This is a genomic window from Bradyrhizobium sp. AZCC 1577, from assembly GCF_036924575.1.
Classification (GTDB): domain Bacteria; phylum Pseudomonadota; class Alphaproteobacteria; order Rhizobiales; family Xanthobacteraceae; genus Bradyrhizobium.
This window is the reverse complement of record NZ_JAZHRQ010000001.1, coordinates 6,352,239-6,367,863: the sequence shown is the minus strand read 5'-3', so window position 1 is coordinate 6,367,863 and position 15,625 is coordinate 6,352,239. Positions and strand designations below refer to the sequence as shown.

Genomic DNA, 15,625 nt, shown 5'->3' with positions numbered 1-15,625 from the left:
GCTATTCCTCCGCCACTGCTTTTTCCTTTGGAGCGGATGATTGCTCGATCATGCTGAGCGCGGCCACCGCTGCCGCCTTGACGTGGTCGACGCAACACTGCTCGGCGAGATCCGGATCGCCATTCTGGATCGCGCGCCAGATCGCGGTGACCTCGCGCAAGCTCTTGTTGATACGTTTCGGATGCGACATCGAAGTAATTCGCAGCAGCGTAATGCGGTCGTGCAGCGGTCTGAGCATTCGCTCGATGAAGGCGTTCTGGCAGCCGCCAATCATTGCCGCATAAAAATCCGTCTTGGCTTCCAGGGCGGCGGTCAAGTCGCCCTCGGCGAATGCCGCCTTCAGCCGCGCCAGCGCTTCCCCGATTCTGCGTACCACGTCCGGATCGCGGAGACGGGCGCATTCACGGCCGGCAAATCCTTCGAGCACGGCGCGCGCCGCGTATAACTGCTTTGCTTCCTCGAGACTGATGGTGCTGACCACCGGACCGCGGTGAGGGACCGTCCTGACGAGACCATCCGCCTCCAACACCCGGAGCGCCTCGCGGATGGACGGCCGGCTCACGCCCATCATTTCGCAAAGCTCCCGTTCGACCAGGCGCTGGCCCGGCTTCAGCCTTCCCGACATGATCGCTTCGCGCAGCTTTTGCGCGACCATCGAGCGAACGGTCGGAACGTCCTCGATTCGAAGCGTGAATTGCAATTCACCGCGTTTGTTCATCGTCTAGCGCCCTGGTACCGGTATTGGTTCAATAGCGATTTACGGGCAGAATCATCATCTCCGCAATCGGACGTTTGTGCTCATGCGGCGGCCCAGCCTCCATCGATCGGCAGGGTCGCGCCGGTGATGTCCTGTCCAGCCGGGCTGGAGAGGAAAACAACCATCGCTCCGACGCTTTCCATGCCGACGAACCGTCCGCTCGGCTGGCGCGCCGCCAGATAGTCCCGCGTCGTCTCGTCAACGGCCCGGCCTTCATCGGCTGCAATAGATGCAATCTTTCGTTGGATCGCCGGCGTTGGCAGGGTGCCTGGGCTGATCGCGTTGCAGGTGATTCCGCTCGTTGCCGTCTCGATCGCGACGGCCCGGGTCATGCCGAGGATGGCGGTCTTGGTCGTCACGTAGTCGATGCGATCGGCAACGGCGCGGGTCGAGTAGATCGAGGCCATGTTTATGATGCGGCCCCAATTGCGTGCCTTCATCGCAGGTAATGCCAGACGGATCAGGTGAAACGGCGCCGACAGATTGACGGCCAGCGCTTCGTCCCATCGCTCCGGCGCGAAATTCTCGACCAGTGCGAAATGCCGGACCACGGCGTTGTTCACCAGGATGTCGATCGCGCCCAGGCCGAGCAAATCGGCCATCATGGCTTCGATGGATGCGCGCTGCGACAGGTCCGCGGCAACGCTCGTCACCTCGACATCAAGGCGAGACCGCAGCTGGTCTGCGGTCGCTTTCGGTTCGACCAGATCATGAAGGATGATGTTGGCGCCCGCACTGGCAAGGCTTTCCGCCACGGCAAGTCCCAGTCCTGCCGTCGCGCCGGTCACGAGTGCCCGCTTTCCCTTCAGCATCGCGGTTGCGGCTCCGGTCACTTCTTCTGATCCAGCTCGGCGAAGACTTCCCGCGCATTGCGAAAGGCATCGACGCCAGCGGGCACGCCGCAATAGATTGCGACCTGCATGAACACTTCGCGTATTTCCTTGCGGGTGGCGCCGTTGGTCAGCGCGCCCCGAACGTGAGTCTTGAGCTCGTGCGGGCGATTGAGCGCGCACAGCATTGCGAGGTTGAGGAAACTGCGGGTCTTGTGCGAAAGGCCGTCACGGCCCCACACATAACCCCAGCAGTATTCCGTCGTGAGGTCCTGCATCGGACGATTGAAGTCATCGGTCGTCGCAATGGCTTTGTCGACGAATTCATCACCGAGAACGCTTTTGCGAATTTTGAGTCCGCGGTCGTAGGTTGCTTTGTCCATGACGATTTCCAGATCATTGCGATTTGGGTGGGCTAATTCTTGGGCCAGAACGGCTGGGCCAAGGCAAGTTGCGGCGGAAAGACGGTGACGGGTACGCCGGATTGCCACTGCACGATGGTCATGCCGGCGCCGACACGGCGACCCTTTTCGTCGAACTTGATCTCGCCGAGCGGATAATATTTCGAGGGGCCGCCGTCCATGGAGCGTAACGCGTCGGCGACCGCGACCCGGTCGGCCTTGCCGGCTTTCTCGAGCGCGTCTTTGATGATCCACATGTCGCCATAGGTGGAGATCGCGTTCTGCGTCATCCACGGTTCCTTGTAGCGGGATTTGAGCTCGGCGATCAACGCCTCGTGCCCCTTGGCGCCCCAGCTCGCGACGCAGGTGAGCACGCCCTGCAGCAGTTCCGGGCTGACAGTCTGCAGCATGTCAGGCTCGGCGATGGCGATGCCGAACGAAATGGTCGGGATCTTGCCTTGTCCCAGGCCAAACTCGTTCATCTTCTCGAGCAGCAGTTTTGCGTCGGAAATCACGGTCGGCAGGAAGAAGAGCAGGTCGGGCCTTGCCGCTCGGACCTTTTGAACCAGCGAGGTGGCGTCGGCGAGCGGCGGGGTGAAGGTTTCGTCGACGATCAGTTGCAGCCCGTTTTCGGCGAGCAGGCCTTCCCGCATCGACTTCGCCGAGGCGACCGATGCGCCGGTGTTGTCGGTGACGATCGCAACCGTCTTGGGCTTCTTGCCAGAAGCGCCCTCCGCAAGCTTCACGATTTGCGGCAGGGCCTGCTTGGCCTGGGAGCCGGCGGTCGCGGACGTCTGGAAGACGTATTTGAAGCCGCGATCGGTGATCAGGTCGGAGTAGGAGAGGGTGAGGACCGGTAGATTGGCGCGCTCCGTCACTTCGGTGACCGCGAGCGTAAACGAGCTCAGGTAAGCGCCGCTCGCCGCCACCAGATCTGGCTCCTGCGCGACCATGCGCTGCGCCGCATTCTTCGCCTTTTCCGTGGTGTCGCCGGAATCGAGAACGACCAGCTTGAGCCTGGCGCCGCCGAGCGACTTCACGCCGCCCTGCGCATTGATGTGGTCCACGGCCATCTCGGCCCCATGGCGCATCACGAGTCCCGGCCGTGCATAGAGACCGGAGACCGGCACCAGCAATCCAACTTTCACTTCAGATGGTGCTTGCGCCCACGCACGGGGTGCCATTAGTCCGATCGAGGCGCCGGCAAGCAGCGTTCGTCGCGTAATCTTGCTCATGACAATGACTCGTTGAAAATCTCGGAGAAGCTTGTTCAGATCAGGAAGACTTCCTCGGCCAGAAAGGCGCCGCCTGCGCGAGATCGGGCGGATAGACGGTCACGGGTACACCCGACTGCCACTGCACGACCACCACGCCGGCGCCGACGCGACGGCCCTTTTCGTCGAACTTCAACTGGCCGCCGGGATAGTGTTTCGAAGGACCGCCATCCATTGTCCGGAACGCTTCCGCAACCGCGCGTCGATCGGCCTTGGCGGCCTTCTCGAGCGCCAGCTTCATCAGCCACATGTCGCCATAGGTCGAGATGACGTTCTGCGTCATCCAGGGCTCCTTGTACTTGGCCTTGAGCTCGGCGATCAGGTCCTCATGGCCCTTCGAACCCCAGTTCGCGACGACCGTCATGATGCCTTGGACGACTTCGGGGCTGACGCTTTGCAGCATGTCGGGCTCGGCAATCGTGATCGAGAACGAGACCGTCGGTATCTTGCCCTGGCCCAGTCCGAACTCGTTGATCTTCTCGAGACCGAGTTTGGCGTCGGATACCGCATTGGGCATGAAGAGCAGCAGGTCGGGACGGGCCGACCTGACCTTCTGGATCAGCGGCGTGGCGTCGGAAAGCGGCGGCGTCCAGACTTCCTCCAGGATCAACTGAAGGCCTTCCTGCGCGAATATCTTCTCCTTCAGCGCCTTCGCGGTCGCAACCGACGTCGCCGTATTGTCCATCAGCATCGCGACCTTCTTCGGACGCTTGCCCGATGCGTTCTCGGCGAGCTTCATCAGCTCGGGTAGGCCAAGTTCCGACTGCCGGCTCGCGGGTGCCGCGGTCTGGAAGATGTATTTGAAGCCACGCTCGGTGAGCAGATCCGAATAAGAGAGCGTGAGCATCGGCAGTTCGGCGCGCTCGGTGACTTCGGTCACCGCCAGCGTGAAGGAACTGAGATACGATCCGGTCGCGGCGACCAGATCGGCCTCCTGCGCCACCATGCGCTGCGCGGCGTTCTTGGCTTTCTCGGTGGTATCGCCGCAATCGATCACGACCAGCTTGAGCTTGGCGCCGCCGAGCGACTTGATGCCGCCCTGTGCATTGATGTGCTCGACGCCCATCTCCGCGCCCATGCGCATGACTTGGCCGGGGCGGGTATAGATGCCGGAAAGCGGCACGATCAGGCCGACCTTGACCTCGGCCGGCGCTTGCGCCCGCGCGATGGTCGATAGTCCCATGGCGGCCGCGCCGGAAAGCACGGTGCGGCGCGTGAGCGACTTTTTGGATGCCTTGTTGGCTTCTCTTTGCTGGCTCATTTTTCCTCCCAATGGATTGTCGATCGTTGTCACATGCCGAGATAGGCCTTGCGCACGCGGTCGTCCGCTCGCAAGGTTTCATTGTTGCCTTCGAGCGCGACGCGGCCGGCTTCGAGGACGTAGCCGTGATCGGCGGATTCCAGTGCCTCCGCCACGCGCTGTTCGACTAGAAGAATTGTCAGCTTCGACTGCCGGCGAATCTCGATCAGCCGTTCGAAAATGAAATCGGCCACCGTGGGCGCGAGCCCCATCGAAGGTTCATCCAGCATCAGAAGCTTTGGCGAAGACGCCAATCCCCGGCCGATCGCCAGCATCTGCTGCTGTCCGCCTGACAACGTTCCCGCGAACTGGTCGCGGCGCTCGGCGAGCACGGGCAGCCATTCGAAGATGCGCTCGATGTTGCGCTTCCAGTCGCGGTGGCCGGCTTCGGTCATCGCGCCCATCTCGAGATTCTCCATCACGGTGAGCGAGGGAAAAACCTGGCGGCCTTCGGGAACATGGGCGATGCCGAGATGGGGCCGTCGCGCGGGATGAACCGACAACAGGTCGGTCCCCTCGAACGTGATCGTGCCGGCGCTTGGCCGTACGATTCCGGAGATCGTCTTGAACAGCGTGGTCTTGCCGGCGCCGTTCGGGCCGACAATGGCGACGAACTGACCCTGTTCAACCTTGATCGAGACGCCATTCAGAACTGGAATTGCCGAGTAGCCGGCCGTCAGCCCTTCAATGTGGAGCATGGGCCACCCATTTCTTGCCGAGATAGGCCTCGATGACGCGGCTGTCGCGCGTGACGGCTTCCGGCTCGCCCTCCACAATGACGGCGCCATGGTCGAGAACGAGGAAACTGTCGACCAGGCGGACCATGGCCTGCATCGTGTGCTCGATGATCGCGATCGTCATGCCGTCGCGGGCGAGACGCTGGATCACCGCCACGACCTCGTTGGCTTCGTCATGCCCGAGGCCCGCCAGTGTTTCGTCGAGCAACAGGATTTGAGGCTGTCCGGCGAGCGCGCGGGCCAATTCCATCAACCGCAGCTCCTTGGTCGTGAGCTCGCCGGCAATGCGGTCGGCAATGTCGGACAGACCGACACGCGCGATCGCCTCGGTCGCCAGCCGCCTCGCTTCGGCGTCCGTCCTGGCGCGGACATAGGCGCCCACCACGACATTGTCCGAGATCGACATACGCAAGAACGGACGCATGATCTGGAAGGTCCGGCCGATACCGGCCTCGCAGAGCTCGTGCGGCTTGCGGCTTGACATGTCGCGCCCGTCGAGGAGAATCTCGCCGGTGCCGGGTCGCAGGAATCCGTTCAGCAGGTTGAACAGTGTGGTCTTTCCGGCGCCGTTCGGACCGATGATTCCAAGGATCTCGTTGCGCCGCAGTTTGAAGCTGACGTTCTGGACGGCTTTCAGCCCGCCAAAGGAGCGCGACAGGTTGCGGACTTCGAGCACCACTTCGCCCGCGCCCCTGGATCGTTCCGGACGGGACGGATTGGCCATGGCGGCAGCAGGCTGAACTGGCGCGCTCGGGGTCGCTACAGCAGCTGAGATCACTCGCTTCCGCAGGAAATCGCGTAGTTTCCAGAACAGTCCTTCTGGCGCAACCAGGATGACGGATATGATCGCAAGGCCGAAGATCACGCCTTGAATGCCGGGAAAGCGCGAGCCCGCCTCGGCGTTGAGCGTTTCGGCAAGCGGGATCAGGATCACGGAGCCGATCACCGGTCCCCAGACCGTTCCGACCCCACCGAACATGGCGACCGTCAGCGCCTGCGCTGATACCAGCATGCCGAACACCGATTGCGGGGTCACCACCAGCAGCACGACGGCATAGAACCCGCCGATCGCCCCGGCAATCGCTCCGCTCAGGGCGATGGCGCGCAGCTTCCAGGCCAGCGTGTTGATGCCGGCTGCTTCGGCCGCGGCTTCGTTCTGCTTGATCGCCAGCAGCGCCATGCCGAACCGCGATTTCTCGATGAGCCGCGTGAGCAGGATCGTCCCGAGCATCATGGCGAGCGCCAGCAACGTGTAGAGACGGGGATCGGCAAATTGCATGTAGGCGATCGGATTGTCGCGCTTGATCGGCAACGTGACTTCCTGGAAGCCGAGCCATTCGAACACGTAGAGAATGGCGAGCGGATAGGCGAGCATCGCCAGCGCGAAGTAGTGTCCCGACAGCCGGAATGTCGGAAATCCGATCAGGAACCCGGCGATGCCGCCGAGCATGGCTGCAATCGGGATCAGCATCCACGGCGAAAGATCGAAATAGATCTGACCGAGCGCAGTGGTGTAGGCGCCAATTCCGAAGAACGCGGCGTGGCCGAACGAGATCAGGCCGGTGTAGCCGCTGAGCAGATTCCACGACAGGCCGAACACCGCCCACACCGGCACGAGTGTCATCACCAGTTGGTAGTACGAATTGGTGACGCTCAACGACAGCACGCCATAGAGCGCGGTGAAGGCCAGAATGGGGAGGAGCGATCGCAGGTTTTGCATCATCACGTCCTCTCGACCATGCGTCCGAAGAAGCCTTGCGGACGGAAGAAGATGATCAGGAGGAAGACGACGAAGATCGCGGCGTTCTGCAGTTGCGTCGGCAGCACCAGCGTCGACATCTGCTGCACCAGGCCGATGGTCATGCCGCCCCAGAAGGCGCCGATGATGCTGCCCATGCCGCCGAGCACGACGCCGGCATACATGACGATGACGTATTCGACGCCGACAAAGGGATGAAAGGGATAATTGGTGGCGAGCAGGCCACCGGCAATCGCGGTAATGCCCGTGCCGAGCGCGAAGGCAACGCGGTGCGCGCGATCGACGTCGATCCCCATATAGGTTGCCGCCGTCGGATTGTCGGCTGCGGCCCGCAGCGACTTCCCGAGCCGAGATCGCGTGATCAATAGGGTCAGCAGCATCATCGTTACCAGCGAGACCACGGCATCGATGCCGCGCGCCTTGTTGACGAAGACACTGATGTCATTGAACAGCGGCCCGAGCTCCCAGGCCGAGCTCGATAGCGGCGTGCGGATCGATGCCAGCACCGAACCGAACACGATCAGGCCGCCGTTCTGCAGGATCAGCGCGATCCCAAGCGTCAGAATGAGCTGGGCGTAGTGACCTTCACCCTCGAGGGAGGTGGTACGCGTGCCCGATACGCGCGAAATCAGGACGAGATGAATCGCGTAACCGAACACCGCGAGCACTGGACCGGCAAGGAGAATCGCCACGAACGGCCCAAAGGCGTTGCCGAACGTGGCCTGCACGCCGAGCGCGGTGAAGAAATAAAACGCCGCATACATGCCGAGCATCATGAAATCGCCCTGGGCGAAGTTGATGACCCGCATGACGCCGAAAATCAGGCCGAGCCCGACACACATCAGGCCATAGACCGCACCGATCAGAAGTCCGGCGGTCAAGGCCTGCAGAAAGCCTTCCAGCGCTGCGGTCACCGCTCACCTCTCATCACAGGGGAGTAGGTTTGCCCTGGCCTTGCTGCCGGCATCGTCGGCTCTGGTTTGTTCATTGCATCCCCATTTTCTTGTTCTCAATCGTCATGATGCTGGCCGGAGCAGCCGCTCCGCTGGCTCAAGCCGGCACTGCTTGGCGATGACGCCGCTGTCTGGGAGCCGTTCGCAGCTGTCGACAAGCTCCTCCAGACCACGTGCGCGATTGCCGCCGATGGCGTCAGCGGCGGCCTGCCGAAAGCGGGTGCGGATTTCCTGCGATGTGGCCGCTATGACATTGTCGAGGCGTTGCCGGATCGTCTTTCCATTACGCAGGCCGATTGAGACTTCAGCGCCCTGCTGCGCCGGGAAGGCGGCCGTGAAACTGGAATCGCGTTGCAGATCGGTGCGCTCGACCAGACGCAGGATTCTGGGATCAGTGATCTCTGCGTAATTGTTCTCTTCGATGGCGCCGCGGGCAAGTACCGCGGCGACGCTGAAGGGAATGCTCATCTTGGCTTGCAGCGCATTCCGGTAAGGCCCTCGGCAATCGCAGCCGGGATAGCGCGACGCGGCTTCGGGAACGAGGATCGAAACCGCCTCGATCTCTTCCGGATTCTCAAGCTCACGAGCCGCTCGCAACGCTGCCTGCGCGGCGGTTTGCGCAAAATTGCAGGCAGGCACCGGTTTGTTGTAGACCGCCATGATTTCCGGCTCCGAGCCTGCAAACAACCGAATGCCGGCAGGCGCGGCTTGGCGTCGGTAGGCCGCAAACAGTCCAGCTTCGCCTTCGAGGATGGTTTCCGAGGCACAGGCGCCGGCTTCCGCCAGTTCAATCGCCGTGATGGCGTTGCGGGCGGCAAAGCCCGGATGGAAATACATCTCCGAGCCGCCGGCATGCGGCCACTCGTTCAGGCCGGACGATGTATTGGCGGCAATCGAGACCGCGCTCGTCGCAGCATCTTCGGTGAGACCCAGCGTGCGGCTTCCCGCGAGGGCTGCTCCCAGCGGTGCGACCAGGCCGGTCGGCCGATAGAGGCGTGCCAGATCGGCGTTGAAGAGGGCGCGCCCGATCTGCGCGCCGGCCTCATAGCCGACGATCGCAGCGGCGAGCAGGGCGACGCCAGACACCAGCGTTCGTTCCGACAGGGCGAGCAGCGTCGGCCAGATCACGACGCCATGATGGCATATGCTGGCAGCGTGCATGTCTTCGCGCACCAAGCCATGGCCGAGCGTCGCGTTGGCAAAGGCCGCGTCGCCCGGCGTCGCAAGTTTGCTTGTCCCGATGATGGTTGCGCCGTTCTCGCTGTGGCGTGCGATGCCGATCGCCTGACGGCCCCACGGATGATGACGCGCCTCGAATGCGCAGGAAAGAAAGTCCAGAAGGCAAATCTTGGCCTTGGCGACGACGCTTTCCTCGAATCGGACGAGATCGACGGCGAGCGAGGCGCGGGCCAATTGCCGCGCCAGAGGTGTCTCGTTCGATCCGCTCGACCCGATCGTCATTGCAATCGTTCCTCGCTCGGCTTTGCCGGATCCTAGCCGCGCATCTCCACACCGGCCCACTCTTCAAGGACCTTCGCGATCGACGTGAAATCGGACGACGCGCCATATTTGGCGTTGGTGATGGCAAGCATCTGCCGAACCACGGATCCGCACACCATCGGCACGCCCATGGCCTCGGCCTCATCGATGCAAAGCCGCACGTCCTTGTAAGATAGGCCGGTGGTAAAACCGAAATCGAACGTGCCGGGAAGCACGGCGCGCGGGAACTTGTCTTCGGATGCGCTGTTACGGCCGCTGCTGGCGTTGATGATGTCGATCAGCACCTTGGCGTCGACACCGCCCTTGACGCCCATCGCAACCGCTTCCGACGTGATCACCAGGGCCGCCGCCGCCATCAGATTGTTGGCGAGCTTTGCGGTCTGCGCCGTGCCCGGCTTGTCGCCGGTATAAAACAGCTTTCCGAAGTGTTTTAAGATCGGCTGCACCGTCTCATAGGTGTCCTTGGGACATGACACCATGACCGCAAGGGTGCCGTTCACCGCGCCCTTGATGCCGCCGCTGACCGGAGCATCCACCAGCGTCAGGTTTCTGGGTTTGAATCCTTCTGCGATCAGCTTGGCCGCACCGGGGCCACTGGTGGACAGGTCGATCACGATGCGGGCGCGGTTTCCCGCGATGATTCCGTCAGGCCCCAGCGCGACGGCCTTGACGATGTCGGGGGTCGGCAGGCTCGCCAGCACGATATCTGCCGATGAGGCAACCTCGGCAGGCGATTTTGCAAGGCGCGCCCCGCGCTCGACGAGCGGCTTGGTGGCCTCGCTCTGCGTGTCGTAGACGCACAGGGCGTAGCCGGCATCCATCAGTCGCCCGGCCATCGGCCCGCCCATGCGGCCCGTTCCCACGAAGCCGATCGTCTCTCCCGCCATCGTCTCGCTCCCTGTCGCACCGCCTTAGGGCGGGTGCTCATTGTTCTTGTTGCGGCAGGGCTCTCCGGCCGCGTTTCGTCGAATGTCCGGATTGTCAGTCAATCTGTCAAGCATAAGAATCCTATCGACACGCCACGGTGCGCCGGAATAGGGTCGGAAAAACGAGTCCGAGGAATTCGCTCCGTGCGGCAAGATGAAGCGCAAGGCGCCAGCACAACGCTCGCCGATTTCGTTGCCAGCATCGCGTGGACGGATGTCGCGGCGCAAAGTCACGAGGCGAAGCGCTCGATCCTGAATTTCTTCGCGACCGCGCTAGGGTCGGCGAATGATCCTGCCGTTATCGGCGCGGTGCGGACGCTATTGCCATTCAGCGGTGCCGCGACATCCGCGGTGATCGGTCGTCCGGAACGACTCGATGCGATGGGCGCGGCGTTCGTCAACGCCATTTCGGCCAATCTGCTCGATTTCGACGATACCCATCTCGATACAATCATTCATCCAGCGGCGCCGGTCGCAGCGCCCGTGCTGGCGTTGGCGCAAGCGCGAGGGTTTTCGGGGCAAGCCGTTCTCACCGCATTCATTCTCGGCGTGGAAGTCGAATGCCGCATCGGCAACGCAGTATCCCCGGGACATTATGCGCGTGGCTGGCATATCACATCGACCTGCGGGGTGTTTGGCGCCGCCGCAGCCTGTGCCTGGCTGCTCGGGCTCTCGGCGGGCCAGATCGCAGATGCGATCGGAATTGCGGCCAGTCAGTCCGCGGGGATTGTCGAAAATCTTCCGACCGCGGCCAAGAATGTCAGTGTCGGCAATGCGGCGCGTAATGGCCTGTTCGCGGCGTTGCTCGCGGCTGAGGGCTATTCCGCTTCGCCGCGGGCCATTGAAGGGCGGCTCGGCTGGGCTCGCGCCATGGGAGACGAACCCGATGTTGGGCGTCTGACGGCCGGTCTCGGCAAGACTTGGGAGATCGCGAAGAACACCTACAAGCCCTATCCGGCGGGAATCGTATTCCATGCCGTGATCGATGCCTGCTTCAAGTTGCGGGCAGAATTGCACCGGCGTGTCGATGATATCGGCTTCATCACGGTGCAGGGCTCTGCGCTCCTGCTGGCGCGCGGCGACCGTCCGGTTCGCAACGAACGAGACGCACGCGTCAGCATTCACCATTGCGCCGCCTGCGCGCTCTTGCTGGGTGCCGCTGGTGTCGCCGAGTTCTCGGACGCGATCGTATTTCGGCCCGACATCGCGGCCTCGCGTCAAAAGGTAGCAGCGGTGCTTGACGCTTCGCTTCCGGATGGCGCCGCGCGCGTCACGATCCAACTGACGTCCGGAGAGACGTTCAGCGAGGTTGTGATGGCTGCAAAGGGAAGTCTTGCCGACCCGTTGTCGGATGGCGATATCGAAGCGAAGTTGCGCGATTGCGCGCGGCTGGGTGGAAGCGATTGGGATATCGATCGCATTATCGACGACGTTTGGCGTCTCGACACGCTTGCCGACGTCTCGAGCCTGATGAGGACTCATGGCTGATCCGCGCTGCTTGAAAAACCGTACTCAGACAATGGAAGGAACCGATGATGACTGAGTTGTTCGACAAGGGATTGAAGGTCCGCAAGGAAGTGCTTGGCGAAGAGTACGTCAACAAATCTATCGCAGGCGCCGACGAATTCACCCGGACAATGGCGGAGTGGTCGACCGAGTTTTGCTGGGGGGCGTTGTGGACGCGGCCCGGACTCGACCGCCGCACCCGCAGTATCGTCAATCTGGCTATGCTGGGAGCGCTAAACCGGCCCCATGAACTGAAGCTGCACGTCAAGGGAGCGCTGAAGAACGGCCTCACCAAGGACGAGATCAAGGAGATTCTGCTTCAGGTCGCCGTCTATTGCGGCATCCCTTCGGGCATCGATGCGTTCCGAAACGCGCGGGAAGCGTTCAACGAAGTTGAAACGAAATCCTGACCATGGCCGAGCCGGAATACGAACTCTTTGCCATCCGCTATGCTACTCGCGATGCGCAGCGGAGTGAGCATTTCATCGGTGGCGATCCGCATGATGGGCCAATGCCAATGGACTATTTCATGTGGGTGGCGAGGGGCGGACGTCGTACCTTCGTCATCGATACCGGATTCAACGCGGAAGTATCGAAGAAGCGAAATAGGACGTTCCTGCGCTGCCCGGTGGAGACGCTCGGCGCGTTCGGCATCAATGCGACCGAGGTCGAGGATGTCATCCTGACACATCTGCACTACGACCATGTCGGTAATTTCGACCGCTTCCCCAACGCGCGATTCCATCTGCAGGAGCGCGAACTGACGTACGCCACGGGGCGCTTTATGCAATATCCGAGGTTATCGCAATCATTCGAGGTCGATGACATCTGCGGGATTGTACGGCTGAACTATGCGCGGCGCGTCTTGTTCCATGATGGCGATGCCGAGCTCGCTCCCGGTCTTACGGTACACGCGGCCGGCGGCCATTCCGCCGGGCTTCAATTCGTTCGGGTCAAGACCCGCCGAGGATTTGTCGTGCTCGCCTCCGATGTCAGCCATTTTTACGAGAACGTGGCTGCCGAACGTCCCTTTACGACCGCGCTCCATATCGGCGAAATGCTGGAGGGCTTCGACCGCCTGCTGGCACTTGCGCCGGACGAAAGCCATATCGTTCCAGGACACGACCCGCTGGTGATGAAGCTTTATCCGTCCCCGAGCCCGCAACTCGAGGGCGTCGCTGTGCGGCTTGATGTGCCGCCATCAGCCGCTGCGCCCGTTCGCGCCGACTTTCTTTCGCGGCATTAGGCTGGCATCGACCGATGGCTCAGCCTTGCGACTGTCAAGGAGCGCTCAGCCGTTCGGGGGCACCGGCCATGCGACTTGAAGCCGCCAAGACAGAATGGAACCAACGGGTTCGTCAGGCGTCGAATCCCTGCCTCTGGCACTTACACCCCCCAAAATTCAAGCCGGAGGAAAATCTACCACTTGGGTTGGCGGTCCTGATGCGCGCACCACTTGGCGCCAGGACCGTTTGCGACCGAAGGAGGAGCAAATGAGCGATCGCATATCCGAGCGGAGGACGCCCACCGCGGCCGAACGGGAAGCTCGAAAGGTCTTCAGAGACGCGGACGCCAAAGTAGCACTTTCCGAGTATCAACGCGCACAACAGGCGCTCCATGCAAACCGGGAGCGATTGAAAGCAGAGCGACTGGCCCGCGAGGCGGCCTCGGATCAGAAGGCCAAGACTTGATCGGAGAGGACATCGCCCCGCAGCGAGGGCCCTGTTCTCCAACGCGCCCTACGAGGCTCGTTGGGGCAACAATGTCAATGCTTTGGTTGCTAAACGGAATTCGCCGATCGCCGGCGCACGAGGTGATGGCGACGCAAGCGTCATCGCTCGGTGCCCGCTCCGAGTTGAGCTATGGTCAGAGGCCGGACGTCAGCTCCGCCGCTTTTTAGTCGCAGCGGCGCTCCTTGCGCTTGATCATGCGGCCATCGTCTCTTTCAACTGTGGTGGTCACGGTACGACAGCGTCGTCCTGGACCGATGGTGACACCGCCTGGGCCGACACCTACTGTGGTGTCGGAGTTGTACCGTCGGCGATGGTCCCTATCGTAATCGTAGTCGCGGTCCCGCCCGACCTGGACATCGACGCCTTGGGCCTTAACCGGAGTGACAAGCGGAGCAGTCGTCAGCACCGCTGCGGCAGCCGCCACCGTAATAGCGATTTTCATCATGTGACAGTTCCTTCCTCTTTGTAATTGAAGAGAACGGGCCGGGGCGCGGAGTGTTCCACCGAGGCAGCCGAGCGCGTGTTGGCGATGGCGCGGCGGATGCTGCCACCGCTGTTGCGCTGCACATTCGGGTCAGACTGCGCGGCTATGCGTCGCTGCGGAATGCACAAGGTGAGCATCGAACGCCGATGCGACGCTCCGAACCAGGAATTCGGCACCGTCGCTGATCGAAAGCCGATCATCGACCATCGTCACAGCGCCGTCCGCGATGAGGCTCTCGATCCGTGACCGGTCGACGATTGCGGATCGAAGGTCGCGGCCATGCAACTTCGATACCCGGGGCAGATCGACGGCAAGATCGCACATGATGCGCTCGATGATATCAGCACGGAAGCGATCTTCATCGGTGAACACGTATCCCTTGGCGGTGGGGAGCCGATTTTCGGCGATGCGTGTGAGATATTCGCGCGTCGGAACGACATTCTGCACGAATCCTTGCGGCATGCGGCCAATGGCGCTGGCGCCGAGACCGATGAGCGTGTCGGCGGAATCGTCGGTATAGCCCTGGAAGTTGCGCCTCAGCCTGCCGTCCCGCCTCGCGATGGCGAGACTGTCGCAGGGAAGCGCGAAGTGATCGAGGCCGATGCGGACGTAGCCTGCGTCCAGCAAGGCTTCCGCGATCGTTTCGGACTGGAGGTGCCGCTCGATGCTATCGGGCAAGGAGTCCTCCGCGATCTTGCGCTGATGCTTCTTGAACGAGGGAATATGGGCATAGCCGAACACTGAAAAGCGGTCCGGCCGAAGCTCGACGCATCTGGCGACGGTGTCGAGGCATGAGTCCACCGTCTGTAGCGGAAGCCCGTAGAGCAGGTCAAAATTGATCCGACGGACGCCCACCCGGCGCAGGCGCTCGACAGAAGTTGCGGTTTGTTCGAAGCTCTGCAGCCGATTGATGGCGCGTTGGACCGCGGGGTCGAAGCTCTGGACGCCCAAGCTCGCGCGGTTGACGCCGCAGTAGCCGAGCGCTTCTGTCATCGGTTCTGTCAGCGTGCGCGGGTCGATTTCTACGGCGATTTCGGCGTCGGGAAGCACGAAAAACGAATAGCGCAGCGCGCCGACGAGGTCCACGAACGCCTCGGGCGACATGATCGTCGGCGTACCGCCGCCGAAGTGAACATGCGAGATCGGTATTCTCTGCCCGATCGTCTCGGCGACAAGGTGCGTTTCAGTGCGCAGACCCGCTACATAGGTCACGATCGGATCGTCGCTCTTCGTGACCGAGGTGTGGCATCCGCAGTACCAGCACATCGATCGGCAGAACGGCACGTGCAGGTAGATCGAGGCCGCTTGCTGGACGGGCACCGACTTCAGCCACTTCCGATAGTCCTCCTCGCCAATTGTGGGCGAGAAATGTGGGGCTGTGGGATAGCTGGTGTAGCGTGGCAGCCTGTCCTGCCCGTAGGATTGCGCCAAGTCCGATCGCATCTGCTCTTCTCCTTCCGCCTGC

Annotated in this window: 16 protein-coding genes; 4 read left to right on the top strand and 12 right to left on the bottom strand. The window is 62.2% G+C overall.

Going from position 1 to position 15,625, the window contains the following annotated elements; genetic code table 11:
• Position 1 precedes the first annotated feature (1 nt).
• The 10 genes from V1278_RS30060 to V1278_RS30015 all read right to left on the bottom strand — a co-directional run bounded on the left by V1278_RS30060 (position 2) and on the right by V1278_RS30015 (position 10,398).
• The gene (locus tag V1278_RS30060; RefSeq protein ID WP_334367594.1) at positions 2 to 718 is read right to left on the bottom strand and encodes a GntR family transcriptional regulator; all 717 of its coding nucleotides are present in this window, start codon (positions 716 to 718) and stop codon (positions 2 to 4) included.
• Positions 719 to 798: 80 nt separating this feature from the next.
• A complete protein-coding gene (locus V1278_RS30055) occupies positions 799 to 1,590 on the bottom strand; it encodes an SDR family oxidoreductase (protein WP_334383217.1) in 792 nt (263 codons plus the stop codon).
• On the bottom strand, positions 1,587 to 1,970 hold the full coding sequence (pcaC, locus tag V1278_RS30050) for a 4-carboxymuconolactone decarboxylase (protein WP_334383216.1): 384 nt from the start codon (positions 1,968 to 1,970) through the stop codon (positions 1,587 to 1,589). Before pcaC ends, V1278_RS30055 begins: the two co-directional genes overlap by 4 nt.
• A 32-nt stretch (positions 1,971 to 2,002) precedes the next feature.
• Positions 2,003 to 3,223 (bottom strand): ABC transporter substrate-binding protein, encoded by a 1,221-nt coding sequence (locus tag V1278_RS30045; protein WP_334383215.1) that lies wholly within the window; start codon positions 3,221 to 3,223, stop codon positions 2,003 to 2,005.
• Between the two features lie 40 nt (positions 3,224 to 3,263).
• Positions 3,264 to 4,523 (bottom strand): ABC transporter substrate-binding protein, encoded by a 1,260-nt coding sequence (locus V1278_RS30040; protein WP_334383214.1) that lies wholly within the window; start codon positions 4,521 to 4,523, stop codon positions 3,264 to 3,266.
• A 29-nt stretch (positions 4,524 to 4,552) separates the two neighbouring features.
• A complete protein-coding gene (locus tag V1278_RS30035) occupies positions 4,553 to 5,260 on the bottom strand; it encodes an ABC transporter ATP-binding protein (RefSeq protein ID WP_065727639.1) in 708 nt (235 codons plus the stop codon).
• Positions 5,247 to 7,019 carry a branched-chain amino acid ABC transporter ATP-binding protein/permease gene (locus V1278_RS30030; protein ID WP_334383213.1) on the bottom strand — a complete coding sequence of 591 codons (1,773 nt, stop codon included), beginning with the start codon at positions 7,017 to 7,019 and terminating at the stop codon, positions 5,247 to 5,249. The genes V1278_RS30035 and V1278_RS30030 overlap by 14 nt, the downstream gene beginning before the upstream one ends.
• Positions 7,020 to 7,021: 2 nt before the next feature.
• Complete coding sequence (locus tag V1278_RS30025) at positions 7,022 to 7,960, bottom strand: branched-chain amino acid ABC transporter permease (RefSeq protein WP_442893809.1); 939 nt, start codon at positions 7,958 to 7,960, stop codon at positions 7,022 to 7,024.
• A 114-nt stretch (positions 7,961 to 8,074) separates the two neighbouring features.
• Entirely contained in the window at positions 8,075 to 9,472 is a 1,398-nt protein-coding gene (locus tag V1278_RS30020) for an MmgE/PrpD family protein (RefSeq protein WP_334383212.1), read from the bottom strand.
• 32 nt (positions 9,473 to 9,504) lie between these two features.
• Complete coding sequence (locus V1278_RS30015) at positions 9,505 to 10,398, bottom strand: NAD(P)-dependent oxidoreductase (protein WP_334367602.1); 894 nt, start codon at positions 10,396 to 10,398, stop codon at positions 9,505 to 9,507.
• 183 nt (positions 10,399 to 10,581) lie between these two features.
• Here V1278_RS30015 and V1278_RS30010 point away from each other — a divergent pair, with 183 nt between their 5' ends.
• The 4 genes from V1278_RS30010 (at position 10,582) to V1278_RS29995 (ending at position 13,634) form a co-directional block, all read left to right on the top strand.
• A complete protein-coding gene (locus V1278_RS30010; RefSeq protein WP_334383211.1) occupies positions 10,582 to 11,925 on the top strand; it encodes an MmgE/PrpD family protein in 1,344 nt (447 codons plus the stop codon).
• Positions 11,926 to 11,969: 44 nt separating this feature from the next.
• Positions 11,970 to 12,353, top strand: coding sequence for a carboxymuconolactone decarboxylase family protein (locus V1278_RS30005; protein WP_171582870.1), 384 nt, complete (start codon positions 11,970 to 11,972; stop codon positions 12,351 to 12,353).
• Positions 12,354 to 12,355: 2 nt separating this feature from the next.
• The gene (locus V1278_RS30000; protein ID WP_334383210.1) at positions 12,356 to 13,189 is read left to right on the top strand and encodes an N-acyl homoserine lactonase family protein; all 834 of its coding nucleotides are present in this window, start codon (positions 12,356 to 12,358) and stop codon (positions 13,187 to 13,189) included.
• A 247-nt stretch (positions 13,190 to 13,436) separates the two neighbouring features.
• The gene (locus tag V1278_RS29995; protein WP_065749664.1) at positions 13,437 to 13,634 is read left to right on the top strand and encodes a hypothetical protein; all 198 of its coding nucleotides are present in this window, start codon (positions 13,437 to 13,439) and stop codon (positions 13,632 to 13,634) included.
• A gap of 205 nt (positions 13,635 to 13,839) precedes the next feature.
• On the opposite strand, the gene V1278_RS29990 is transcribed toward V1278_RS29995, so the two are convergent.
• Entirely contained in the window at positions 13,840 to 14,121 is a 282-nt protein-coding gene (locus tag V1278_RS29990; protein WP_334383209.1) for a hypothetical protein, read from the bottom strand.
• A gap of 129 nt (positions 14,122 to 14,250) precedes the next feature.
• The gene (gene hemN / locus V1278_RS29985) at positions 14,251 to 15,603 is read right to left on the bottom strand and encodes an oxygen-independent coproporphyrinogen III oxidase (protein ID WP_334383208.1); all 1,353 of its coding nucleotides are present in this window, start codon (positions 15,601 to 15,603) and stop codon (positions 14,251 to 14,253) included.
• Between the last annotated feature and the right edge of the window lie 22 nt (positions 15,604 to 15,625).

Coding starts and splice junctions, on each gene's coding strand:
- V1278_RS30060 (WP_334367594.1), bottom strand. CDS start 718: ATGAACAAACGCGGTGAATTGCAATTCACGCTTCGAATCGAGGACGTT.
- pcaC (WP_334383216.1), bottom strand. CDS start 1,970: ATGGACAAAGCAACCTACGACCGCGGACTCAAAATTCGCAAAAGCGTT.
- V1278_RS30045 (WP_334383215.1), bottom strand. CDS start 3,223: ATGAGCAAGATTACGCGACGAACGCTGCTTGCCGGCGCCTCGATCGGA.
- V1278_RS30040 (WP_334383214.1), bottom strand. CDS start 4,523: ATGAGCCAGCAAAGAGAAGCCAACAAGGCATCCAAAAAGTCGCTCACG.
- V1278_RS30035 (WP_065727639.1), bottom strand. CDS start 5,260: ATGCTCCACATTGAAGGGCTGACGGCCGGCTACTCGGCAATTCCAGTT.
- V1278_RS30030 (WP_334383213.1), bottom strand. CDS start 7,019: ATGCAAAACCTGCGATCGCTCCTCCCCATTCTGGCCTTCACCGCGCTC.
- V1278_RS30020 (WP_334383212.1), bottom strand. CDS start 9,472: ATGACGATCGGGTCGAGCGGATCGAACGAGACACCTCTGGCGCGGCAA.
- V1278_RS30015 (WP_334367602.1), bottom strand. CDS start 10,398: ATGGCGGGAGAGACGATCGGCTTCGTGGGAACGGGCCGCATGGGCGGG.
- V1278_RS30005 (WP_171582870.1), top strand. CDS start 11,970: ATGATGACTGAGTTGTTCGACAAGGGATTGAAGGTCCGCAAGGAAGTG.
- V1278_RS30000 (WP_334383210.1), top strand. CDS start 12,356: ATGGCCGAGCCGGAATACGAACTCTTTGCCATCCGCTATGCTACTCGC.
- V1278_RS29995 (WP_065749664.1), top strand. CDS start 13,437: ATGAGCGATCGCATATCCGAGCGGAGGACGCCCACCGCGGCCGAACGG.
- V1278_RS29990 (WP_334383209.1), bottom strand. CDS start 14,121: ATGATGAAAATCGCTATTACGGTGGCGGCTGCCGCAGCGGTGCTGACG.
- hemN (WP_334383208.1), bottom strand. CDS start 15,603: ATGCGATCGGACTTGGCGCAATCCTACGGGCAGGACAGGCTGCCACGC.